Below are 18,320 nucleotides of genomic sequence, written 5' to 3' on the forward strand. Positions count from 1 at the left end.
AAATTGCCAACAACTAAGAATCATGGCAAAAAAAACTTTATTCACAAGAAGACAAACATTGTTCTTCTGGTTAAGTACGTTTGCTAGCTTGAGTCTTTTAACTAGTAAGAATGCATTCAACCCAAGGCAAATCGATCCTCTAAGTAGAAAGTTTGTAGCAAGTGGGAATATGTCTATAGGTAAGCGAGCGCTGATTAAGGGATTATCTTATGGAGCAGCAGTTAACAAAAATTCCTTATCTTCAAATCCACAGTTAGCAGCAAGTATTGATAAAGAGTGCGTAATCATTGTTCCAGAATGGGAATTAAAGTGGGATTTTCTACGCCCCACATCTACTTCTTTTGACTTTAGACCTGCTGATTGGTTGGCTGAGTTTGCCCGCACTCACGGATTGCTATTTCGCGGGCATACTTTAGTTTGGCATGAGGCTTTGCCCACATGGTTTGTCAAAACTATCAATAGCCACAATGCTAGACAGCTATTACTAGAACACATTACTACAGTTGTTAAACATTATGCTGGGAATATCCATTCATGGGATGTGGTAAATGAAGCCATTAATTTACAGGATGGACGCTCTGACGGGTTGAGAAAAACACCTTGGCTGCAATTTATAGGACGAGACTATATCGAAATAGCATTTTGTATAGCGGCAGAAGCAGATCCTAAAGCAATGCTAGTTTATAATGATTATGGACTTGAATATGATACTCCCGAGCATGAGGCTAAAAGAAAGGCTGTATTGAATCTATTAAAGAATTTAAAGTCTAAGGGTACACCTATTCATGCTTTGGGTATTCAATCTCACTTGTCAGGTGACGAAACTCGCTTTAATTCTGATAAATTTCAGAAATTTCTCAGTGAAATAGCTAGTCTGGATCTCAAAATCTTAATTACAGAAATAGATGTCAAAGATAAAAACTTACCTGTAGATATCAAAGTTCGCGATCGCATTGTCGCCGCTACTTATGAAGATTATCTTTCGGTAGTACTAAATGAGCCAGCAGTCATTGCAGTTTTAACGTGGGGATTGAGCGATCGCTATACCTGGCTCTCAGAATATCAACCTCGGCGAGATGGTGCAAGGGTGCGACCTTTACCCTTAGATGCCAATTTTAAACGGAAACTGGCATGGAATGCGATCGCCCGTGCTTTTGATAATGCTCCCCAACGTTAAAAACATAGAAATAATTAAAATTTGAATTTTGGATTGATGAAATTATGGAATCTAGAGAATCTATCGATTTAAATTTGAGCCAATATTTGTTGAGCTTAAAACGACGATGGTTGCCTGCTGTTAGTATCTTCGCAACTACAGTTACTCTAAGTGTTGTAGCTGCTGCTTTCATGAAACCATCTTATGAGGGAGAAGGAAAACTATTATTCAAAACTCCCTCTTTTAACGTAGTAGGTTCTAATCTCCTACCTAGTATTTCTGAAGGACAAGAAACCGGAGATTTAAGAGCGCTAGTCTCAACTCAAAATCCTGTCAGTAGTCAAATAGAAGTTATATCATCTCCTACTTTGTTACAGCAGGCAATAGACGAACTGCAACTCAAAAACAATCGAGGTGAACCGCAGGAAATCGAGGCATTCAAAAAGGCTGTAAAGTTAAAAATCGTTGGTGGTACAGATGTGTTACAAATTACCTATAAACACCACGACCCTGAAAAAGCGGCAGCAGTAGTTAATAAAATTATGGAGCTGTACTTAGAAAATGATATCCTTACAAGTCGCTCCGAGGCAGAAGCAACTCGTCTATTTATGGCAAAACAGCTTCCTAAATCTCAAGCTGCCGTTCACCAAGCAGAAGTCAAACTACGCATTTTTAAACAAAAAAACAACATTGTCGATCTATCAGAAGAGGCTAAAACAGCCGTTGCAAATATTGGTAGTTTAGACAACCAAATTGATAATCTTAAGGCTGAACTAGACCAAGCAAATACCCAAACTAATGAGCTTCGCCAAAAAGTAGGTCTAAACCCTCAGCAAGCAAGTACAGTGAGCGCTCTCAGCCAATCGCCTGCGGTACAGGGAGTCCTTACACAACTTCAAGATACAGAACGACAATTAGCGAGTCAGCGCAGCCGTTATTTGAATGATAACCCCATAATTGTCGATTTAGAGGCGAAGAAATATAACTTAGAGGCTCTCCTACAAAAACAAATAAAACAAACTGTTGGTAGTCAAACAAAAGTTGCAGCGGGACTGTTGCAAATTGGAGAACTCAGGCAAGACTTGATCGAAAATTTGTTGCAATCAGATGTGCAGCGTCGTAGTTTGGCTCAAAAACTAGCTTCTCTATCTAATTCTCGTTCTACTTACGAACAACGAAAAAACATTATACCTCAATTAGTCCAAAATCAACAAGAGCTAGAACGGAGACTTGTGGTCGCTCAGTCTACTTATCAAACTTTACTGAAAAAAGTACAAGAATTACAGGTAGCTGAAAATAAAACTACAGCTCATGCACGAATTATTGCTCAAGCTTTAGTTCCCGAAAAACCAGTATTAGAGCAAAAACTCATCATTTTAGCGCTGGGAATAATGATTGGTGCTTTGTTGTCCACAAGTACTGTTCTCTTTCTTGAACTAAGAGATCGCTCTCTAAAAACACTTGAGGAAATTAGACAAAGGTTTAGATATACGTTGCTAGGAGTTATTCCCCTAGTTGCGAATAAAGTTCGCTCCAATGATGGGTATGTAGAATCAACAATTCCAGAAATCTCTGTTAGAGATAAGCCCCACTCCTTAACTAGCGAAATCTATCGCATGATTCAAGCTAATCTAAAATTCCTCAGTCCAGATCGGGCATTGAGAACTATTGTGATAACTAGTGCGGTTCCAAAAGAAGGCAAATCTACAGTTTCTGCTAATTTAGCAGCGGCGATCGCTCAACTAGGGCGTAAAGTTTTACTCGTTGACGCAGACATGCGAGATTCTTCTCAGCATCATCTTTGGCAACTCACTAATGCCGCAGGTCTGAGCGAGGTACTTGTAGGACAGGCTCAACTGAGTGTTGCTACATCTAAGGTCATGAATAATCTTGATGTCTTGACTGCTGGAGTTACTCCTCCCAATCCATTAGCTTTGCTTGATTCTCAACAGATGGCAGCACTAGTTGAAGGTTTTTCATCTCGGTATGACTTTGTAATTATCGATGCTCCTCCCCTTCTTCTTACCGCTGATGCTCTTACTTTAAGTCAAATGACAGATGGAATTTTATTAGTAGCTCGACCTGGAGTCATTAATGCTAATAGTGCCAACGCTGCTCAAGAGATGCTGGAGCGTTCGGGTCACAACGTTTTAGGATTGGTAGTTAATGGGATCGTCGATAAAAATGAATATAGCAGTTATTTCTCTCATGCTAATGAAGGTGATGTTAATGAGATTGTTGTATGGTGAACACCTTTGTCCAAATGCGATCTATAAGAAATACGATCGCTAGCCATGATTCAAGGAGGCATCATGAACTCTAGCATCCCCTTTGAAACAGTACTTCAGATCCTAGCAATAGCTTATGTAGCGAGTGCGGTACTCGTACTGCTAGCTTCCAATATTTGTCTAGCTGTAATTGAAACAATTGAAGAAGCTAGCGACAAATAAGCAAACTTTTGTCTCTGGTATTGCAATACTTCTCGGTTAGGATGCATAGCCCTTGAAGCTCCCCTAACCCCCTTGACAAGAGGGCAAGAGTTTTCCCCTGTTTTAAGGAGGGTTAGGGAGATCGACTCTTAACCAAGAAGTATTGTCTGATACTAGGGTAACTTGTGGCGATCGAGAAGTGTTGTTGAGGAACAACCAGTCTACCGATGTACCTCAGCTTGCAGCTTACCATTTGGAGAATCCCGGCATTTTAACCTAGTAATACGAGCTATAGAAAACATCCCAATCTGTCTGAAATTTCAGTCGAGGAAATGTAAGCTCAATTATTACCAGTTGAATATCGCAAAACTTTCAGCACTGCTGGCAAAAGTAATGTTTCCTCAATTTTTTCTCGTACGGTAAAACTGATTTCACGACTCTTTTTAAGGCACTTTACTACTAAGTACTTAGCAACGTAGTATTGCTGAAGTAATGCCTTCTGATATTCGCTAAACTGCCACTGGTAACCGATATTACGCTCCCAGAGGAGCTGAGACCTCATCTCCTCAACCCAAGTTTGACCATTGGTACTCCACCATTCCTTGAGCTTTTCTTGGCTTTGTTGAGGGGTGGGTAGTTGTTCTCTAAGTTCTTGGAGTAAATTTTGCAATTTAGAGTGACAATCGAGGTCTATCTTATAGGGAAAAGCAGAGATTATAGCAAGGATTTGTTCCTCAGACGGGCGATCGCAGATAGTAAGTCCTATGGATAGCAGGCGTTTCAAAGCTAGATCCAAATATAGATCGTAAGTAAGTTTACTCGTAAGTCTTGGATCGATCTCAATGGAGAGAGACAAGTCGTAAACTGGTTCTGATTCGCCGTGAAGCTCTAACGATAGATAAAAAGCACGAACTGCGGCAGGTTCGTAAGGTACTTCGACTGAAAGAGATTTCTGCTGAAGCCAGATCAGAAACTGCTGCAATTTCTCATCAGCATCTACCAGTTCATCGCTACGCTGTTGCATTAACTGAATTAGAGGATCGGCATCTTCTATCATTTCCACTACAAATAGAAACACTTCATGCCAGCGAGGATCGCTCATGTGAACGGTCAACTGCCTCAGATTTCTATTTAAAGCTTCTGGCTCAAGATTAGCAACAATATTTCTAGCCGTGAAATATTCTTGAAAAGTGGGATATGAGAATGAGTAGATTCCTTGAGCTTTTTCTACTATGACTCCATGTTCTACCAAGAGCGACCTTAGCACTGTTTCACTAATGAAGTAAAGTTCTTCTGAATCAGATGGAGTATTGGGTAAAGCGCGAAGATAGTCTTTGATATAGTGCAAGAGATTACTCTGTGTAAAAAAGTAGTTGTCTTGCTCAAAGGTAATAGCAGCAATCTGACTGAGTAATTTTATCTTATGAGGTAAAGATAACTGGTAGAGGCTTTTATCTGGTTTGATTCCTCTCACGCGATCCCACCGAACTAACAAAATATCTAATGCTTGTTTGTATAACTCAGCGTGTTGAGCAGAAAAGCTTAAATTAGTTTGAAATAGAGAACAAGCTAGGTGCAGAAAAAGAGGTGTTCTAGCAAGGCTAGAAATTGACTGATTTTCAGGCAACTTTAGTTCTTTTAGAAACCGATCTGCTTGCACTAACCCTTGTTCTCTGGGGTTATTACTGACGTTTACAAACCACTGCTGAGCGAATGCTTCGATTTGAGAGAAGTTTAAATCAGCTATTTCAACATCAGTAAATTTCTCAAGCCAGTACCACGGTGTGGAAGTGCGACAGGAAACTATAAACTGATTTTTGTCATAATCTTTTGACAAAACACTAATCTGTTGCTGAACCTCTGCCCTATACTCTTCTTCTACTTCATCTAAGCCATCCAGTAGAAACAATGCTTGACCGTGATGAAGTAAAGTTTCAATCTGCGGCTCAGAAAACCCGATTTTACATAACTCTTGACTAATATAGCTGAATAAACTAAAGTGTTGAGTCTTGCTGGTCTCCTCGGCAAAGTTTCTTAGTCGGATAAAGATTGGTAGTCGATCTGGAAACAAGCCACCCCGATTGCATTGAATAGCAATGTACTGCAAAAGTGTGGTTTTGCCAGACCCTGGTTTACCTAGAATCGTCAGCTTAGAATAAGTTTCAACTACCTGTGCTGCTGAGACGTGTTTTTGACGAACTTCATTACAAATCTGGCAGCTCGAATCTTCGACGCTAGAGCAATTTAAATGAGATTTGTCTAACCGTCTATTACTTGTAACGTTCTCGAATACATCAACTTTAATATAAATATCTTCCAACTCTATTGGTCGGGCTGTATCTAATAAACGTATAGCGCCATACTCTGCTTGAATTCTATCGTGACAATGCGATCGCGCTGCTCGTACTAAGGCATCGAGATTCGCTTTCTCATCTTTCTCATCCTCTTTATTTGCCGATATGGTATCAGTCGGTAGAGCTGCGATCTCTTGCCAATCTAAACCTAGACGAAAGCAAATTTCTAGAAATGTCTGTCGCTCAATCGGTTTGCCTGCGAAAAACTTCCATATTGGTTGGCGTGTTTCAATTCCAACTTCACATGCTAGATCTTCTTGCGTCCATTGCGTATGTCTAAAAGCCCTTTTCGCTTTTTCAATACCTGTAGTAGATGCTTGTAGGGATCGTCGTGCCATATGTCAATAAATATAAGGAATAAAAATTGAGTTGAATTGAATAGTTATGAAAAATCTGCAAAGATCCATTTGACTAGTTGGCGAAATTCCTAGCCATGTAGACAGATTTAAAACGATCGCAAATTTAGTTGGATTGCAGTAAGCATTTCCAGACAAAGCAATTAGTTGTCTTAAAGCGAGCCACTAGCTAAATTAAATAGCCAATATATCAACTACAGTATAGAAAGTTTTTATTGTTTGTTTTTTGATTTTTTTAATTGATGTCTTCATTTCATGACATACTCTATTGTTTTTTTTGGCAGCGTTAGATACCAGAAATCAGTATGGTAATCAAGTATTCAGCGATACTTGTGATGAAATTCTACCTCATGAATATATTAAAACTAGTAATTTTCTTTTCGTTTTAGTAGTACATATCTTCTGTTTTTTAGAATACCCCCCCACAGAATATTGTCCAAGCGAATGATAAACAGCGTAACAAAAATTTAAATTATCTGCAATAACATGTATTATTATTGCTATTATATAGTAAAAAATTGGTATTAAGATACTAAGCCGTATAAAAATACCAAGCACTACTACTTTCTCACTTAAGATACTTGAACGTCTTTTAATTCTTACTAGCTAGAGCAGAGCTTAGTTAACGTAGTAAGTGTAGCTACGTCGAGAGTATGCTATAAAACTCAAAGACGCTCGCCACTTGTCAGCATCAGCACAAGAAGCACTGCGGTATCGAGTCGTGAATGCAGATCGATTATGGTATGAGTAAATTCGTTGCAGTTCGCGTGTTTCAGGTGTCACGCGCAGCAGTGCATCATTGAACGCTCGTCTGTAGCAAATGGTAATGCATCATCGTTGAAAGGGTCGTGCCTCAAGCAAGTATCGAATGTCCTGCTGTTGCTGTCTCACTTAACGAGCCGCTTCGTTTTGGTCAATGATGCGAGCGACTGCTTCAAATTCCTGAACCTGACGCAGCATGACTTCAGCTCCAGGAATTTTGCTTGCTCCTTCAGCAACCGCTTGCGCTAGTTTCCAGGTATGACCCTACATCGAGTAGTAAACAACTAGAATTTTCAGAATTTCTCTTAAGTTAGTTTTGATACGTTGCTGTCAGACTTAATGACTACCTTTGAAGGTGGTAATTAAACAAGTAAAACTTAGCGAGTGACTTCTGACTCCCGTGCTGGCTCCGATAATTGTTGTTGAGAACGTTTAGACTTGCGACCTTTATGAAACCAGCGATCGCCAATTGTTTCAAATGTGATGTACAAAATCGGTACGACAAACAAACTCAAAACCGTAGCTACCAGCATTCCCCCAAATACAGCCGTTCCCAAAGATTGACGGCTACCCGCTCCCGCTCCGGTAGCTATAACTAAGGGGAAAATTCCTACTAAAGTAGAAATTGCCGTCATCAAAATCGGTCGCAAGCGTTCTTGAGCTGCTTCTAAAGCTGCTTGCGTAATTGACAACCCGCGATCGCGCAATTGATTGGCAAATTCTACAATTAAAATTGAATTTTTACTTGCTAAACCAATTAACATCACTAACCCAACTTGACCGTAGACATCATTGGGAAAACCGCGTAAAGTTAGAGCCAATAATGCACCCAGAACAGCTAGCGGTACAGCTAAGAGAATAATCAACGGATCGAGATAATTTTCATACTGAGCTGCTAAAACTAGAAAGACAAAAACGATTCCTAACCCAAAAACGATCGGTGCTTGTCCGCCAGACTCTAATTCCTCCGCCGTAATTCCCGACCATTCATAACCAATATTAGGTGGTAGCACCTCAGTGGCAATTTGCTCCATCTTGTCAATTGCTTCGCCAGAACTGAAGCCTTCAGCCGCCGAACCAGTGATTTCAATCGAGCGAAATAAATTGTAACGATTAATTGTTTGCGCTCCGGTTGTCGGAGTAATCTTCACTAAATTAGCCAAGGAAATCATCCTTCCCTGTGCCGATCGCACGTAGAGCTGGCGAATATCATCGGGGTTATTCCGAAACTGTCCATCTGCTTGTACATAAACGCGATAGCTGCGCTGTTCTAAATTAAAATCATTCACGTACTGCGAACCTAAAAAAGTTTGCAACGTGTTATAAATATCGTCAATAGAAACCTGTAATGCCTTAGCTTGGTTGCGGTTGACTTCTACTATTACCTGCGGTGTATTAGCAGTAAAAGTTGTAAATACTCTTTGCAATCCCTCTGTTTGACTGGCTCTACCGATTAATTGATTAGCTGTTTGTAATAAGGTATCTAAACCAACATTGCCTCTGTCTTGTAATTGAAATTGAAAGCCACCAATGCTACCCAAACCAGGAATTGCCGGCGGATTTGTGGGAATAATTCTTGCTTGCGGAATTGCTGCTAATTGTCCGCCTAACTTCTGCGTAATCGCTTGGACTGACTGCCCCGTACCTTGACGTTCATCCCAAGGTTTGAGCGAGGTAAAAATAATTCCATTATTAGCAGTATTGCCGCTAAAACTAAAACCACCGACAGTAAAAGTCGATTGCACTTCGGGAATTTTGAGAATTTGCGTCTCGACTCGCCGCATTACATCATCTGTATAGTTTAAAGAAACTCCAGGTGGACCCTGCACCAATGTAATAAAATATCCTTGGTCTTCTTCTGGTAAAAAAGCAGTAGGCACAGTCACGAACAACCAAGCTGTAAAGGCGATCGCAGCAGCAAATAGCGCCAAAACGATGTATTTGATTCTGACTAGGCGATGGAGAATTTTTTGATAACCGCGGCGCAACCAGTCAAGAAAACGATTGATTTGGTGGAAAATTCGACCTAACCAGCCGCCTGTAGTTTGTTCTCGTCTCAGTAAAATACCTGCTAAAGAAGGCGTAATCGTAATCGCAAGAAAAGTAGAAATGGCGATCGAAAAGGCGATAGTCAGCGCGAATTGACGGTACAATGCCCCTGTAGTGCCTGGGAAGAAAGCTACGGGAATAAACACCGCCATCAACACTAAAGACGTGGCAATGACTGCACCTAGTAGTTCGTGCATCGCTACCGATGCAGCTTGACGCGGCTCCATGTTTTCTTGTTGCAACAAGCGGGAAATATCTTCGACTACGACGATCGCATCGTCTACTACCATCCCTGTGGCTAAAGTTAAGCCAAACAGCGTCAAACTATTAATCGAAAATCCGAAAACTTTGATAAAAGCAAACGTACCGATCAAAGCGACAGGAATTGTAATCGCAGGAATGACGGCAATTCGCCAGTTTTGCAGAAACAAGAAGATTACAGTAATAACTAGAGCGATCGCAATTAATAGCGTAATTACCACTTCAGAAAGCGATTCTTGCACGAATAAAGTCGTGTCAAAGGCAACATCATACCTCATGCCTGGAGGGAAACTTTGCGATAGTCTTTGAATTTCAGCTTTAACTGCACTAGCAACTTCCAAGGCATTACTACCAGGTAACTGATAGACACCTAAACCTACAGCATCTTGTCCCCTAAATCGCAAGAAGGAATCGTAGTTTTCTGCTCCTAATTCTGCCCGTCCGACATCTTTCAACCTCACCAACGTCCCATCTGCACCAGTTTTGAGGACGATGTTTTCAAATTCAGAGACATCTTGCAGGCGGCTCTGCGCTCGCACGTCGATTTGATATTGTTGATTATTAGGGAGCGGCTGTTGACCCAAGCGCCCCGCACCAACTTGAATATTTTGTTCGTTGAGCGCCGCAACTACATCTTGTGCTGTAAGATTGCGACTGGCGAGTAAGTTAGGGTCTAACCATACGCGCATCGCATATCTGCGTTCGCCAAAAATTGTAATATCGCCAACGCCCTCGATTCTTTTCAGGGCATCTACGAGGTAAATATCGGCATAATTACTTAAAAAGATCGGGTCGTATTTGTTCTGTTCGGAAAACAGCCCAAGTGCCAACAACAGAGTGCTAGACCGCTTTGTTACCGTCACTCCCGTGCGTTGTACTGCTTCTGGTAACTGTGCCTGGGCGACGGATACGCGATTTTGTACGTCAACGGCTGCCAAATCTTGGTCGCGAGTCGGCTCAAACGTGACTGAAATCGAGCTGCTACCATCGTTATTGCTGCTAGAACTAATGTACCTCTGACCGCGAACGCCGTTAATTTCCCGCTCTAATACAGTTGTGACAGTATTTTCGACAATTTCTGCACTAGCTCCAGTGTAGTTTGCCGTGACATTGACTTGAGGCGGACTGATTTCGGGATACTGAGCAGCAGGTAGTGTGGGAATGCTAATCGCTCCTGCTAACAGAATGATAATGGTACAAACGCTAGCAAAGACAGGTCGCTTGATGAAGAAATCTACGAACATAACTAGGGAGTAGGGAGTCGGGGGTGGAAAATTTTAGATTTTACATTTTAGATTGCTCTTAGTCTTCTCTGCCCCTCTGCTCCTCTGCCCCTCTGCTTCCTCGTCCCCCTCCCCCTTGTCCCGCATCCGGCACGGGGGCGATCGCAGCGCCATCTCTGAGGTTGAGCAGCCCAGAGGTAACGATCCTGTCTCCTGGTTGCAATCCCGATCGCACTTGGTAGCGATCGTCTTGAATGCCTCCTAACTTCACTGGTTGCTGTCGAGCCGTTAGTTGAGTTTGTCCCGATGGGGATTTTGTTTGTTGCACTACATAGACAAATGTTTGCCCTGCAACCCGCGATACTGCTGTCGTGGGAATCAAAATTCCTTGCCGTTGGTTCCAAATCACTCTGGCGCGGACAAAACTATCGGCTCGGAGTTGGGTAGGGGAATTGGCAAATAATGCTTTAATTAAGATCGATTGCGTATCGTTTGTCACTTGGGGCGAGATAAAAAATACCTTGCTCGTACCGATTTGCTCTCCTTGTTCGTTTAATAATTCTACTGGTGTACCGATTTCTACTTGTGCCACCCGTTCGCGTGGGATAGAGACGTTCACTTCTAAAGGTTGATTTTGAGTCACGGTGGTTAGTTGAGTCGAAGGTGTGACGAGATCGCCAACTTTGACGGGAATCGCGCCTACCGTACCTGCAAAGGGAGCGTTGACTTGGAAGTATTGCAGTTGCACTCGTGCTTGGTTAGTATTTGCCTCTGCTTGCTGTACGGCTTGTTGAGCTTGAGCGACTGCCGATGTCTGCGCTTCGATTTGCTTGTCGATCGCATTCAAATTAGCACGAGCTGTTTGCAGTTGATTGTAATATTGGTCTCTTGTCTCTCGCGATACTGCTCCTTGACCAGCTAGAGCAGAATATCGTTTGTACTGCTCTTGGCTCAGTCTTAGATCGGATAGAGTAGCTTGCCTTTCTGCTCTGAGCGATCGCAATGTAGCTTGCGCCGTTGCAACTTGAGCGCGAGCCGCTGCTGCTGCCGCAACTGCACCCGATACAGAGGCTTGTTGCTCGTCAGGATCGATTTGCACCAGCGGTTGCCCAGCTTTAACTTGAGTACCTGGTTGGACGTAAATTTGCGCGACTCGTCCCTGAACTTGTGGCAAAAGAGTCACCGACTGCCGCGACTCCAAATTCGCAATAAATTCCGAGCTTTCAATTATAGTGCCAGATGTGACTGTTGCCGTGTTGACGGGAACAGCACGCGGCTGGCTTTGTCCTGGTGGTGACTGACCTTGCTCTTGACGCTGCCACCACTGCCAACCCAAAAAGCCCCCACCCAGAAGGATAGCGATCGCGCCTATAATTGATAACCACTGGCGCTTCTGTCTAGAGGAAGATTTTGTCCGTACTCGCTCGGGAGGGGAATTGTCTTGTACCTCACCAGTTTTTTCGACTGATACTACATTTCCAGAGCGAGATAGTGTATCGTCCTCTTGCTTTATCGTTTGATTTTCTGGTTCCGTGCGTTTAGAATCCGAATAGCTCATTTATCTGATACTTTTTTTAAGAATTTTTTCTTTAGAGTGCGTAGTAATTTATGCCAAGTAACTCACCAGCCAAATGTCCCCTTCGAGCCTACATAGAAATAGTGGAAAACTGGTGCAGCCAAACGGTAGATATCGTCTGATTTATTGAGTCAAACTATCTGAAGGTAGAGATTGTATTAAGCTTAGAGTTAAAGGCATTTGACTAATAGACCGAGCATAATCAGCACTCAGATAGGGACGGTATTGCTGCGAACCTGCTACATAAGTCTCAAAAAAAGCCACGCTCCAATTTCTACTGCTGCGGTAGGAAAGCGTAATTCATCAATGCTTAAAACCTCACCAATCTCGGTAATATTGTCTTGGAAGTTGGATAGGGTAGAACCTGCTATTGTGGCAAGTCCTAGTGTAGGATTTCCTCTACCCAAAGTATTGATAAAGGAACCGCTTAACAGCGCGACGCTCTCTGCTTCGCTGCGATTCAGTTCGCTAGTCAGTTCTAGCTTATCCGCCAATTCACTTGCAGAACCCTCTACCACTGCTTCCACGCGCACGGTGCGGAAAGTGCCGAAGCTTGATGAGAGGATTAGAAGGGATAGGAAGCGATCGCCTCTGCTCACAGATTTTCGTAAGTAAGTTCTTTGTTTGCCCAGTGAGTTTCTGCCAGAAATTCACTAAATGTAGTCAGGAGTCTGGGAAATTCCGCTTCTCTTAAGCGCCTAACATCGGCTTGATAGCCTTGCGTGCGATACCACTTAATCAGGGCAAATAGTTCCCATCGCCAAAGAAGTAGAAATATCCATGCAGGTATTTCTCTGTAGACAACTGGCATGGACTGTGCTTCAGAGAAGCTCTGCGCCATTTGTAAAGGAGTTAGCACGTCGCCTGCCAGCTCAATTTCTTGACCAATGTACTTTTGTGCATTTTTCATCACATAAGCAGCAATGCGTCCCATATCCCTAGTTGTAATTAGATGTAGCGGTCTGTCGGGCTGAAGCGAAAAGGAGAAGACCCCTTTGAGGATGGATGGTCGCGTGTACTTCTTCCAAAACTCTTCCATAAATAGACAAGCTCTGAGCATAGTTGTTGGCAAGCCAGCCTGTTTGAAAACTTGCTCCACCTGATACTTCTGCTCGATATGGCTGACTCCAGAATTTCTATCTGCTCCACCAGCGGAGTTATACACCAAATGCTGGATCTTGGCATTAACAGCCGCTCGTGCCAGTCGGTGCGCTCTCTCGATCTCTTGTGGATCGGGTTTAGCAGCATCGGCAGACAAACCGTGGCAGTAGACAGCCGAAATTCCCTTCAAAGCTGCTTGAAGCGATGCTTCATCATCCAAGTTAGCCTCAACTAGCTCAACGCCTGCATCACTTATCTTTGACAAATTGGGGCGGCTCAGGTCGATTTTTCTAGTGATGGCGTGTAAGTCAGTCGCTCCAGTATCGAGAAATCCCTTGACTGCGTTTTTGCCAGTGCCGCCAGTCACTCCTATTAGCAAAATCCTACCAATTTTTGATTCCATGTCATTAGGGAAAAGCGATCGGGGACATTAAAAATTTTTGCTTGTCATGCTATATATTATTGAGCCACAAAAACCTCCTTCTGGTGGTTTGGACTGCGAGAAAGACTGCTGGTATATGGGCGATGGTCGCGACAAGCGCGTTTCACCCTCGGCATCGCGATGAAGACGAAGAAGCTACGATGGGGACAGGCTGACATAGATCGGTTTTCTCTCTACGATTTTCCTACCCGCCGCAGTGCGAATAGAGACACAATAATAAATAGAAATAACTTTTCGAGGTAAGCTATGTTTCCTTTTTGGGGTAGTAGCTGCAAAGGAGCGCGAACCTATGTCTCGCAAAAGCTTTTTAGAACGTAGGCTTTGGTTTCTCAAGTGGATGCGAGACGATCTAGAGACAAAATTAGCAGGCATTAATGCGGCGATTGGTAAAGTAGAGCAGCAGTTAGGGGAAGATGAAGCACCCGTTTGAAGTTAAAGCTTGAGGCTATATCAATACGCTACAGCTAATTAGGTAAATCCGAGCATAGTCCCAGTGAAGCAACTGGGACTTTTCGATTAGCGGTAGGGGTCAGAAGAATAGTGATAACTGCGCTAACGCACATCATACTGTTCTGGCGATTCTGCTAATAGGGGAACTGTGTTCAAGTGCATCCCCTATCTTTCTTTGTTTTCGGCTATTTAGTCTAAACTCCAGTTTTACCGACTGACTGTCTACAATTGCGGCAGTAGCTTGGGGAGATCTTTATTGCTTCAAAAGATCGCTTAGTAAAACTTGTTTGCCGTAAGGCACTTTCATTAGTAGCAATATAGTGCTTTATGCTTATCAGATTCATTCGTTAGATAGGACAGAGCTTTGAACCGCAGGCTAACCAATTGCTCGTAAAAAGGATTTAGCTTGCACAGAGGTGGAATGTGAAATAAAGTACGCCCAAAAAGCTTAATGTCTCGTTCAAAAGGGCAACTTGCTGGGATCGACTGGCATAATAATTTGGCAATCTTGCGATCGCGCACTTCTATCTTATCAAACCATTGGTCAACCAAATCCCGTAGATTGAGAAGTTTCACCATAACGATCGCTCCTTGTAATCCAGTTGAATCATGCTTGGTTTTTTGAGTCTATTCATATCAAGATGCATACTCTCGAAAAATTGGTCTGACTCCACTTTTTCGCGTTACGCTCCTTGAGTTATGAACACTAATCAATTATTGATTAGTATTCATAGTATGAAAGCTGTCTGTTTGCGATCGGGTTCAATCAGATGTATAACTTCGTGTATAACTTCTGCCAGCGGTAGGGGATAATTTAAGAGTAGAGATTACACAGCAGCGGACAGCAACAGAGGCGCGTTTTAGATCAGAGCGTCAGGAGGAAATGAGATCTAATGCTCGCATCACTAAAAGCACTTCTCACCTCAGTTGTAGACTATGCCGGACTGTTTCCCCCAGCAAAGCTTGACTTGCGACAAGCAATGGAAAATTACGTCCAAGACTCGGCATCACCCTACGCTTGGATGCTGAGTCGCTTTGTCATCCCAATTTCCCGTTTGTCGGAGTTCGCGGAACTCTTATCGGCGTTTTCTTTAAAGCATTGGTCGCTCAGTGTAATTCTTTCGGGACTGGAATCGGAAATCGAGCAGGTGCAATCGCTTCACATTGGCAACAAGGTAGCGATCGCAGCTCTTGAATTTTCTGCTCTTTCACCTCCAGAAATAGAAAGAGTGTCGTCCGCTCTTCCTACTGGAGTTGAAGCATTTTTTGAAATTCCCTTTAGTAGCGACTTAAAGCCATATTTAAAGGTTCTGCGGCATACTGGTGCAGCAGCTAAAATTCGTACTGGCGGCGCAACCATCAATGCTTTTCCCAGCGTTACTCAATTGAGCCAATGCATCTTTTCATTTGCCGAAGCCCAAGTTCCTTTTAAAGCAACCGCAGGTTTGCACCACCCCTTACCAGCTCAATATCCCTTGACCAGCGAACCAGACAGTCCTGCCACATTAATGCATGGCTTCTTGAATGTGGCAACTTTAGCAGCACTCGCATACTGGCAAAAAGTCACGCCAACAGAAGCCTTAGAACTTCTCCAAGCATCCAGCAACACTTTCCAATTCAAACAAGATAGTATTTGCTGGCGCGATCGCTGTTTAGATATTTTAGAGATAGAAGCAGCTCGACAACATTTCTTCCGCTCATTCGGTTCCTGCTCCTTTCAAGAGCCAGTCAACGACCTCAAGCATGTTTTAAATTAGTAATTGGTAATTGGTAATTGTGTGGTGCGCGATTTAATTTTGAATTTTGAATTTTGAATTGCTCCCTTGTCCCCCGTGTCTCCCTTGTCTCCCTCATGATCTGTCCCATCAATCGCACCCACAATCCAAATTTACGCAGTTGGGTTGAATCGGCAAATCAAAAGGACACTGATTTTCCGATCCAAAACCTGCCGTTTGGCGTGTTTCGACCTCGGAACAGCAATAATTCTCGAATTGGGGTGGCGATTGGCGATCGAATTTTAGATTTAACTGCGTGTTGTCAAACTGGATTGCTGCAAGAACTTTCCCAGGAACTACAAGCTGCATGTACTGCACCTAGATTAAATCAATTGATGGCGATGGGAAGTAGAGCAGCCTCAGCATTGCGCGATCGCTTGAGTCAGCTCTTACGAGCCGATGCCCAAAATCCCCCCTTAGAAAGCAAAATTCTTTACTCGATGTCTGAGGCAGAACTTTTATTACCTGCGGATATCGGCGATTATACTGATTTCTATGCTTCGATCTTTCATGCCACTAATGTTGGTAAGTTGTTTCGTCCCGACAATCCACTCCTGCCTAACTACAAATACGTCCCGATCGCTTACCACGGTCGTGCTTCTTCCATCGTGCCTAGCGGGACTGCGATCGCGCGTCCTAAGGGTCAGAGGAGAAGTTCTGGGGAGTCAGTGCCAAGTTTCGGATTTTCTCAACATTTGGACTACGAACTGGAAGTTGGTTTCTTCATTGGTAATGGAAATCAGCTAGGTCACCCCATCTCAATTGATGATGCGGAGGAACACATATTTGGGCTTTGCTTGGTGAACGATTGGTCGGCAAGAGATATTCAAGCTTGGGAATATCAGCCCCTCGGTCCCTTCTTATCCAAAAGCTTCGCAACGACAATTTCTCCTTGGGTAGTAACCCTAGAAGCTCTAGCACCATTCCGTTGTGCATCTTTTCAACGTCCCCAGGAAGATCCGCTACCACTGCCTTATCTTTCCTCAGCACATGATACTAAACTAGGTGGCATTGACCTTACGGTAGAAGCACTAGTCTGCTCAGAGCAAATGCGTGTTATGGGAATGCAGCCGTTGCGCCTAAGTCGCGCTTCTTTCAAATCGATGTATTGGACTTTAGCTCAGATGCTCGCTCACCACTCAAGTAATGGTTGCAATCTCCGCTCTGGAGATTTGCTAGCCAGTGGCACAGTTTCTGGTGCTGAAGCAGGAACGCAAGGATGTTTACTCGAAATCACTCAGCGTGGCTCAAAGTTGATTCAACTGCCAACAGGCGAGGTAAGTTCCTACCTAAATGACGGAGATGAAATTGAGCTGCGCGGATACTGCGAGCAGGAAGGCTATGCCAGAGTTGGTTTTGGAGAGTGTCGAGGTAGAATTCTCTCAACTAGCTGACATTCCATTAATACTATGTCTATTTGCTGGAATGGCGACGTATCTTTGAGAGTAGTTAACAGTTGTCCATTCGAGAATTGATTGGGTTTTTACCTATGCGAGAATGCTAACAATCTCTCTACGCCTACATTTCATTGCTAGCTCCAAAGGGGTATCCCCATACTTGCTTCTAGTATTTAACTGTGCGCTCGCATCTACGAGTAGCTTGACCCCTTCAATATTATTTTGCACAACCGCATCGTGGAGAGCAGAATACCCGTTGTATGGACCCTGAGCATTGAGATCGATCCCATATTCAATTAGAACTTTCATCACTGCTGGATACCCCAGATAAGAAGCGGCGTGAAGTGCAGTTCCTTTCATGCTAGAGTCAACCGCACGAATATTAGCACCAGAGTTAAGCAACAGCCTGACCATTTCAGAGTCACCATTGGCAGCACTAATTATGAGCAGGCTATTTCCATAACTGTCCGTTTGGTTAGCGTCCGCTCCGCTAGCAATCAATTTTTTTGCTAATTCGAGGTTATTGTCGTTCACGGCAGCAACCAGACTGGTACTCGTAACTAAATTAGTTTTCATCAGTTTGTCCTCATGTTTGACGAATTTTTACACTACACATTTAAGAGTGCAAATTAAATCTTAAAAAAATCTTAAGATAGGAAGCGTCAGATTGCTAGGGTGAAACTTTTTGAGTGAGTTAGCATTCTTTTGACTGTATGCGGTATACAGTAAAGACAAAAAGTAGATAACTATAGGACTCATATTTAATTTTTGAAATCTACGTAGGATGCGTCACGCCAAAGGCTAACGCATCACTCTCAGTTTTTGGTGTGTTACGCAAGCGCGTAACACACCCTACCCATATTGAGGTTTTTTCGATAATCAAACCGGATTCCTATAGAACTAAAGATTTAAAAGAACTGAAGACTCAATTGAAGTTCGACTGCAATATATGAAGAATTCCGCAGCGAACTTGAAATTTATTACCTTGA

The 18,320-nt window shown here is 43.0% G+C and carries 13 protein-coding genes and 1 pseudogene; 6 read left to right on the forward strand and 8 right to left on the reverse strand.

Going from position 1 to position 18,320, the window contains the following annotated elements; all coding sequences use genetic code 11:
• Nucleotides 1-22 precede the first annotated feature (22 nt).
• From CHRO_RS10495 to CHRO_RS31985, 3 genes are all read left to right on the forward strand, one after another.
• Complete coding sequence (locus CHRO_RS10495; protein WP_015154187.1) at nt 23-1,177, forward strand: endo-1,4-beta-xylanase; 1,155 nt, start codon at nt 23-25, stop codon at nt 1,175-1,177.
• 44 nt (nt 1,178-1,221) lie between these two features.
• Nucleotides 1,222-3,405 carry a GumC family protein gene (locus tag CHRO_RS10500; protein WP_015154188.1) on the forward strand — a complete coding sequence of 728 codons (2,184 nt, stop codon included), beginning with the start codon at nt 1,222-1,224 and terminating at the stop codon, nt 3,403-3,405.
• A gap of 63 nt (nt 3,406-3,468) precedes the next feature.
• Nucleotides 3,469-3,606 (forward strand): hypothetical protein, encoded by a 138-nt coding sequence (locus CHRO_RS31985; protein WP_181824305.1) that lies wholly within the window; start codon nt 3,469-3,471, stop codon nt 3,604-3,606.
• A 319-nt stretch (nt 3,607-3,925) separates the two neighbouring features.
• On the opposite strand, the gene CHRO_RS10505 is transcribed toward CHRO_RS31985, so the two are convergent.
• The 5 genes from CHRO_RS10505 to CHRO_RS10525 all read right to left on the reverse strand — a co-directional run bounded on the left by CHRO_RS10505 (nt 3,926) and on the right by CHRO_RS10525 (nt 13,670).
• Nucleotides 3,926-6,277, reverse strand: a complete 2,352-nt coding sequence (locus CHRO_RS10505) for an NACHT domain-containing protein (protein WP_015154190.1) — start codon at nt 6,275-6,277, stop codon at nt 3,926-3,928.
• 1,157 nt (nt 6,278-7,434) lie between these two features.
• Entirely contained in the window at nt 7,435-10,611 is a 3,177-nt protein-coding gene (locus tag CHRO_RS10510) for an efflux RND transporter permease subunit (RefSeq protein ID WP_015154191.1), read from the reverse strand.
• A 58-nt stretch (nt 10,612-10,669) separates the two neighbouring features.
• Nucleotides 10,670-12,148: an efflux RND transporter periplasmic adaptor subunit gene (locus CHRO_RS10515; RefSeq protein WP_015154192.1), complete on the reverse strand. Its 1,479-nt coding sequence runs from the start codon at nt 12,146-12,148 to the stop codon at nt 10,670-10,672.
• A 257-nt stretch (nt 12,149-12,405) separates the two neighbouring features.
• Complete coding sequence (locus CHRO_RS10520) at nt 12,406-12,765, reverse strand: translocation/assembly module TamB domain-containing protein (protein WP_071925431.1); 360 nt, start codon at nt 12,763-12,765, stop codon at nt 12,406-12,408.
• Nucleotides 12,762-13,670: an NmrA family NAD(P)-binding protein gene (locus CHRO_RS10525; protein WP_015154193.1), complete on the reverse strand. Its 909-nt coding sequence runs from the start codon at nt 13,668-13,670 to the stop codon at nt 12,762-12,764. Before CHRO_RS10525 ends, CHRO_RS10520 begins: the two co-directional genes overlap by 4 nt.
• Before the next feature lie 285 nt (nt 13,671-13,955).
• Between CHRO_RS10525 and CHRO_RS31155 the strand changes: the two are divergent.
• Nucleotides 13,956-14,139 (forward strand): annotated as a pseudogene (locus CHRO_RS31155) (hypothetical protein).
• A gap of 326 nt (nt 14,140-14,465) precedes the next feature.
• Here CHRO_RS31155 and CHRO_RS10535 read toward each other — a convergent pair.
• Nucleotides 14,466-14,738, reverse strand: a complete 273-nt coding sequence (locus tag CHRO_RS10535; protein WP_015154194.1) for a Mo-dependent nitrogenase C-terminal domain-containing protein — start codon at nt 14,736-14,738, stop codon at nt 14,466-14,468.
• A 314-nt stretch (nt 14,739-15,052) separates the two neighbouring features.
• Between CHRO_RS10535 and CHRO_RS10540 the strand changes: the two genes are divergently transcribed.
• Complete coding sequence (locus CHRO_RS10540) at nt 15,053-15,916, forward strand: hypothetical protein (protein ID WP_015154195.1); 864 nt, start codon at nt 15,053-15,055, stop codon at nt 15,914-15,916.
• Here CHRO_RS10540 and CHRO_RS34285 read toward each other — a convergent pair.
• Nucleotides 15,897-16,025, reverse strand: coding sequence for a hypothetical protein (locus tag CHRO_RS34285; protein WP_281168636.1), 129 nt, complete (start codon nt 16,023-16,025; stop codon nt 15,897-15,899). The two genes, CHRO_RS10540 and CHRO_RS34285, sit on opposite strands and share 20 nt — an antisense overlap.
• Here CHRO_RS34285 and fahA point away from each other — a divergent pair.
• Complete coding sequence (gene fahA, locus CHRO_RS10545; protein WP_015154196.1) at nt 16,012-17,328, forward strand: fumarylacetoacetase; 1,317 nt, start codon at nt 16,012-16,014, stop codon at nt 17,326-17,328. The two genes, CHRO_RS34285 and fahA, sit on opposite strands and share 14 nt — an antisense overlap.
• A gap of 93 nt (nt 17,329-17,421) precedes the next feature.
• Here the strand turns inward: fahA and CHRO_RS10550 are convergent, their stop codons facing one another.
• Nucleotides 17,422-17,907 carry an ankyrin repeat domain-containing protein gene (locus CHRO_RS10550; protein ID WP_015154197.1) on the reverse strand — a complete coding sequence of 162 codons (486 nt, stop codon included), beginning with the start codon at nt 17,905-17,907 and terminating at the stop codon, nt 17,422-17,424.
• Nucleotides 17,908-18,320: the final 413 nt, after the last annotated feature.

This window comes from Chroococcidiopsis thermalis PCC 7203, assembly GCF_000317125.1.
GTDB lineage: Bacteria > Cyanobacteriota > Cyanobacteriia > Cyanobacteriales > Chroococcidiopsidaceae > Chroococcidiopsis > Chroococcidiopsis thermalis.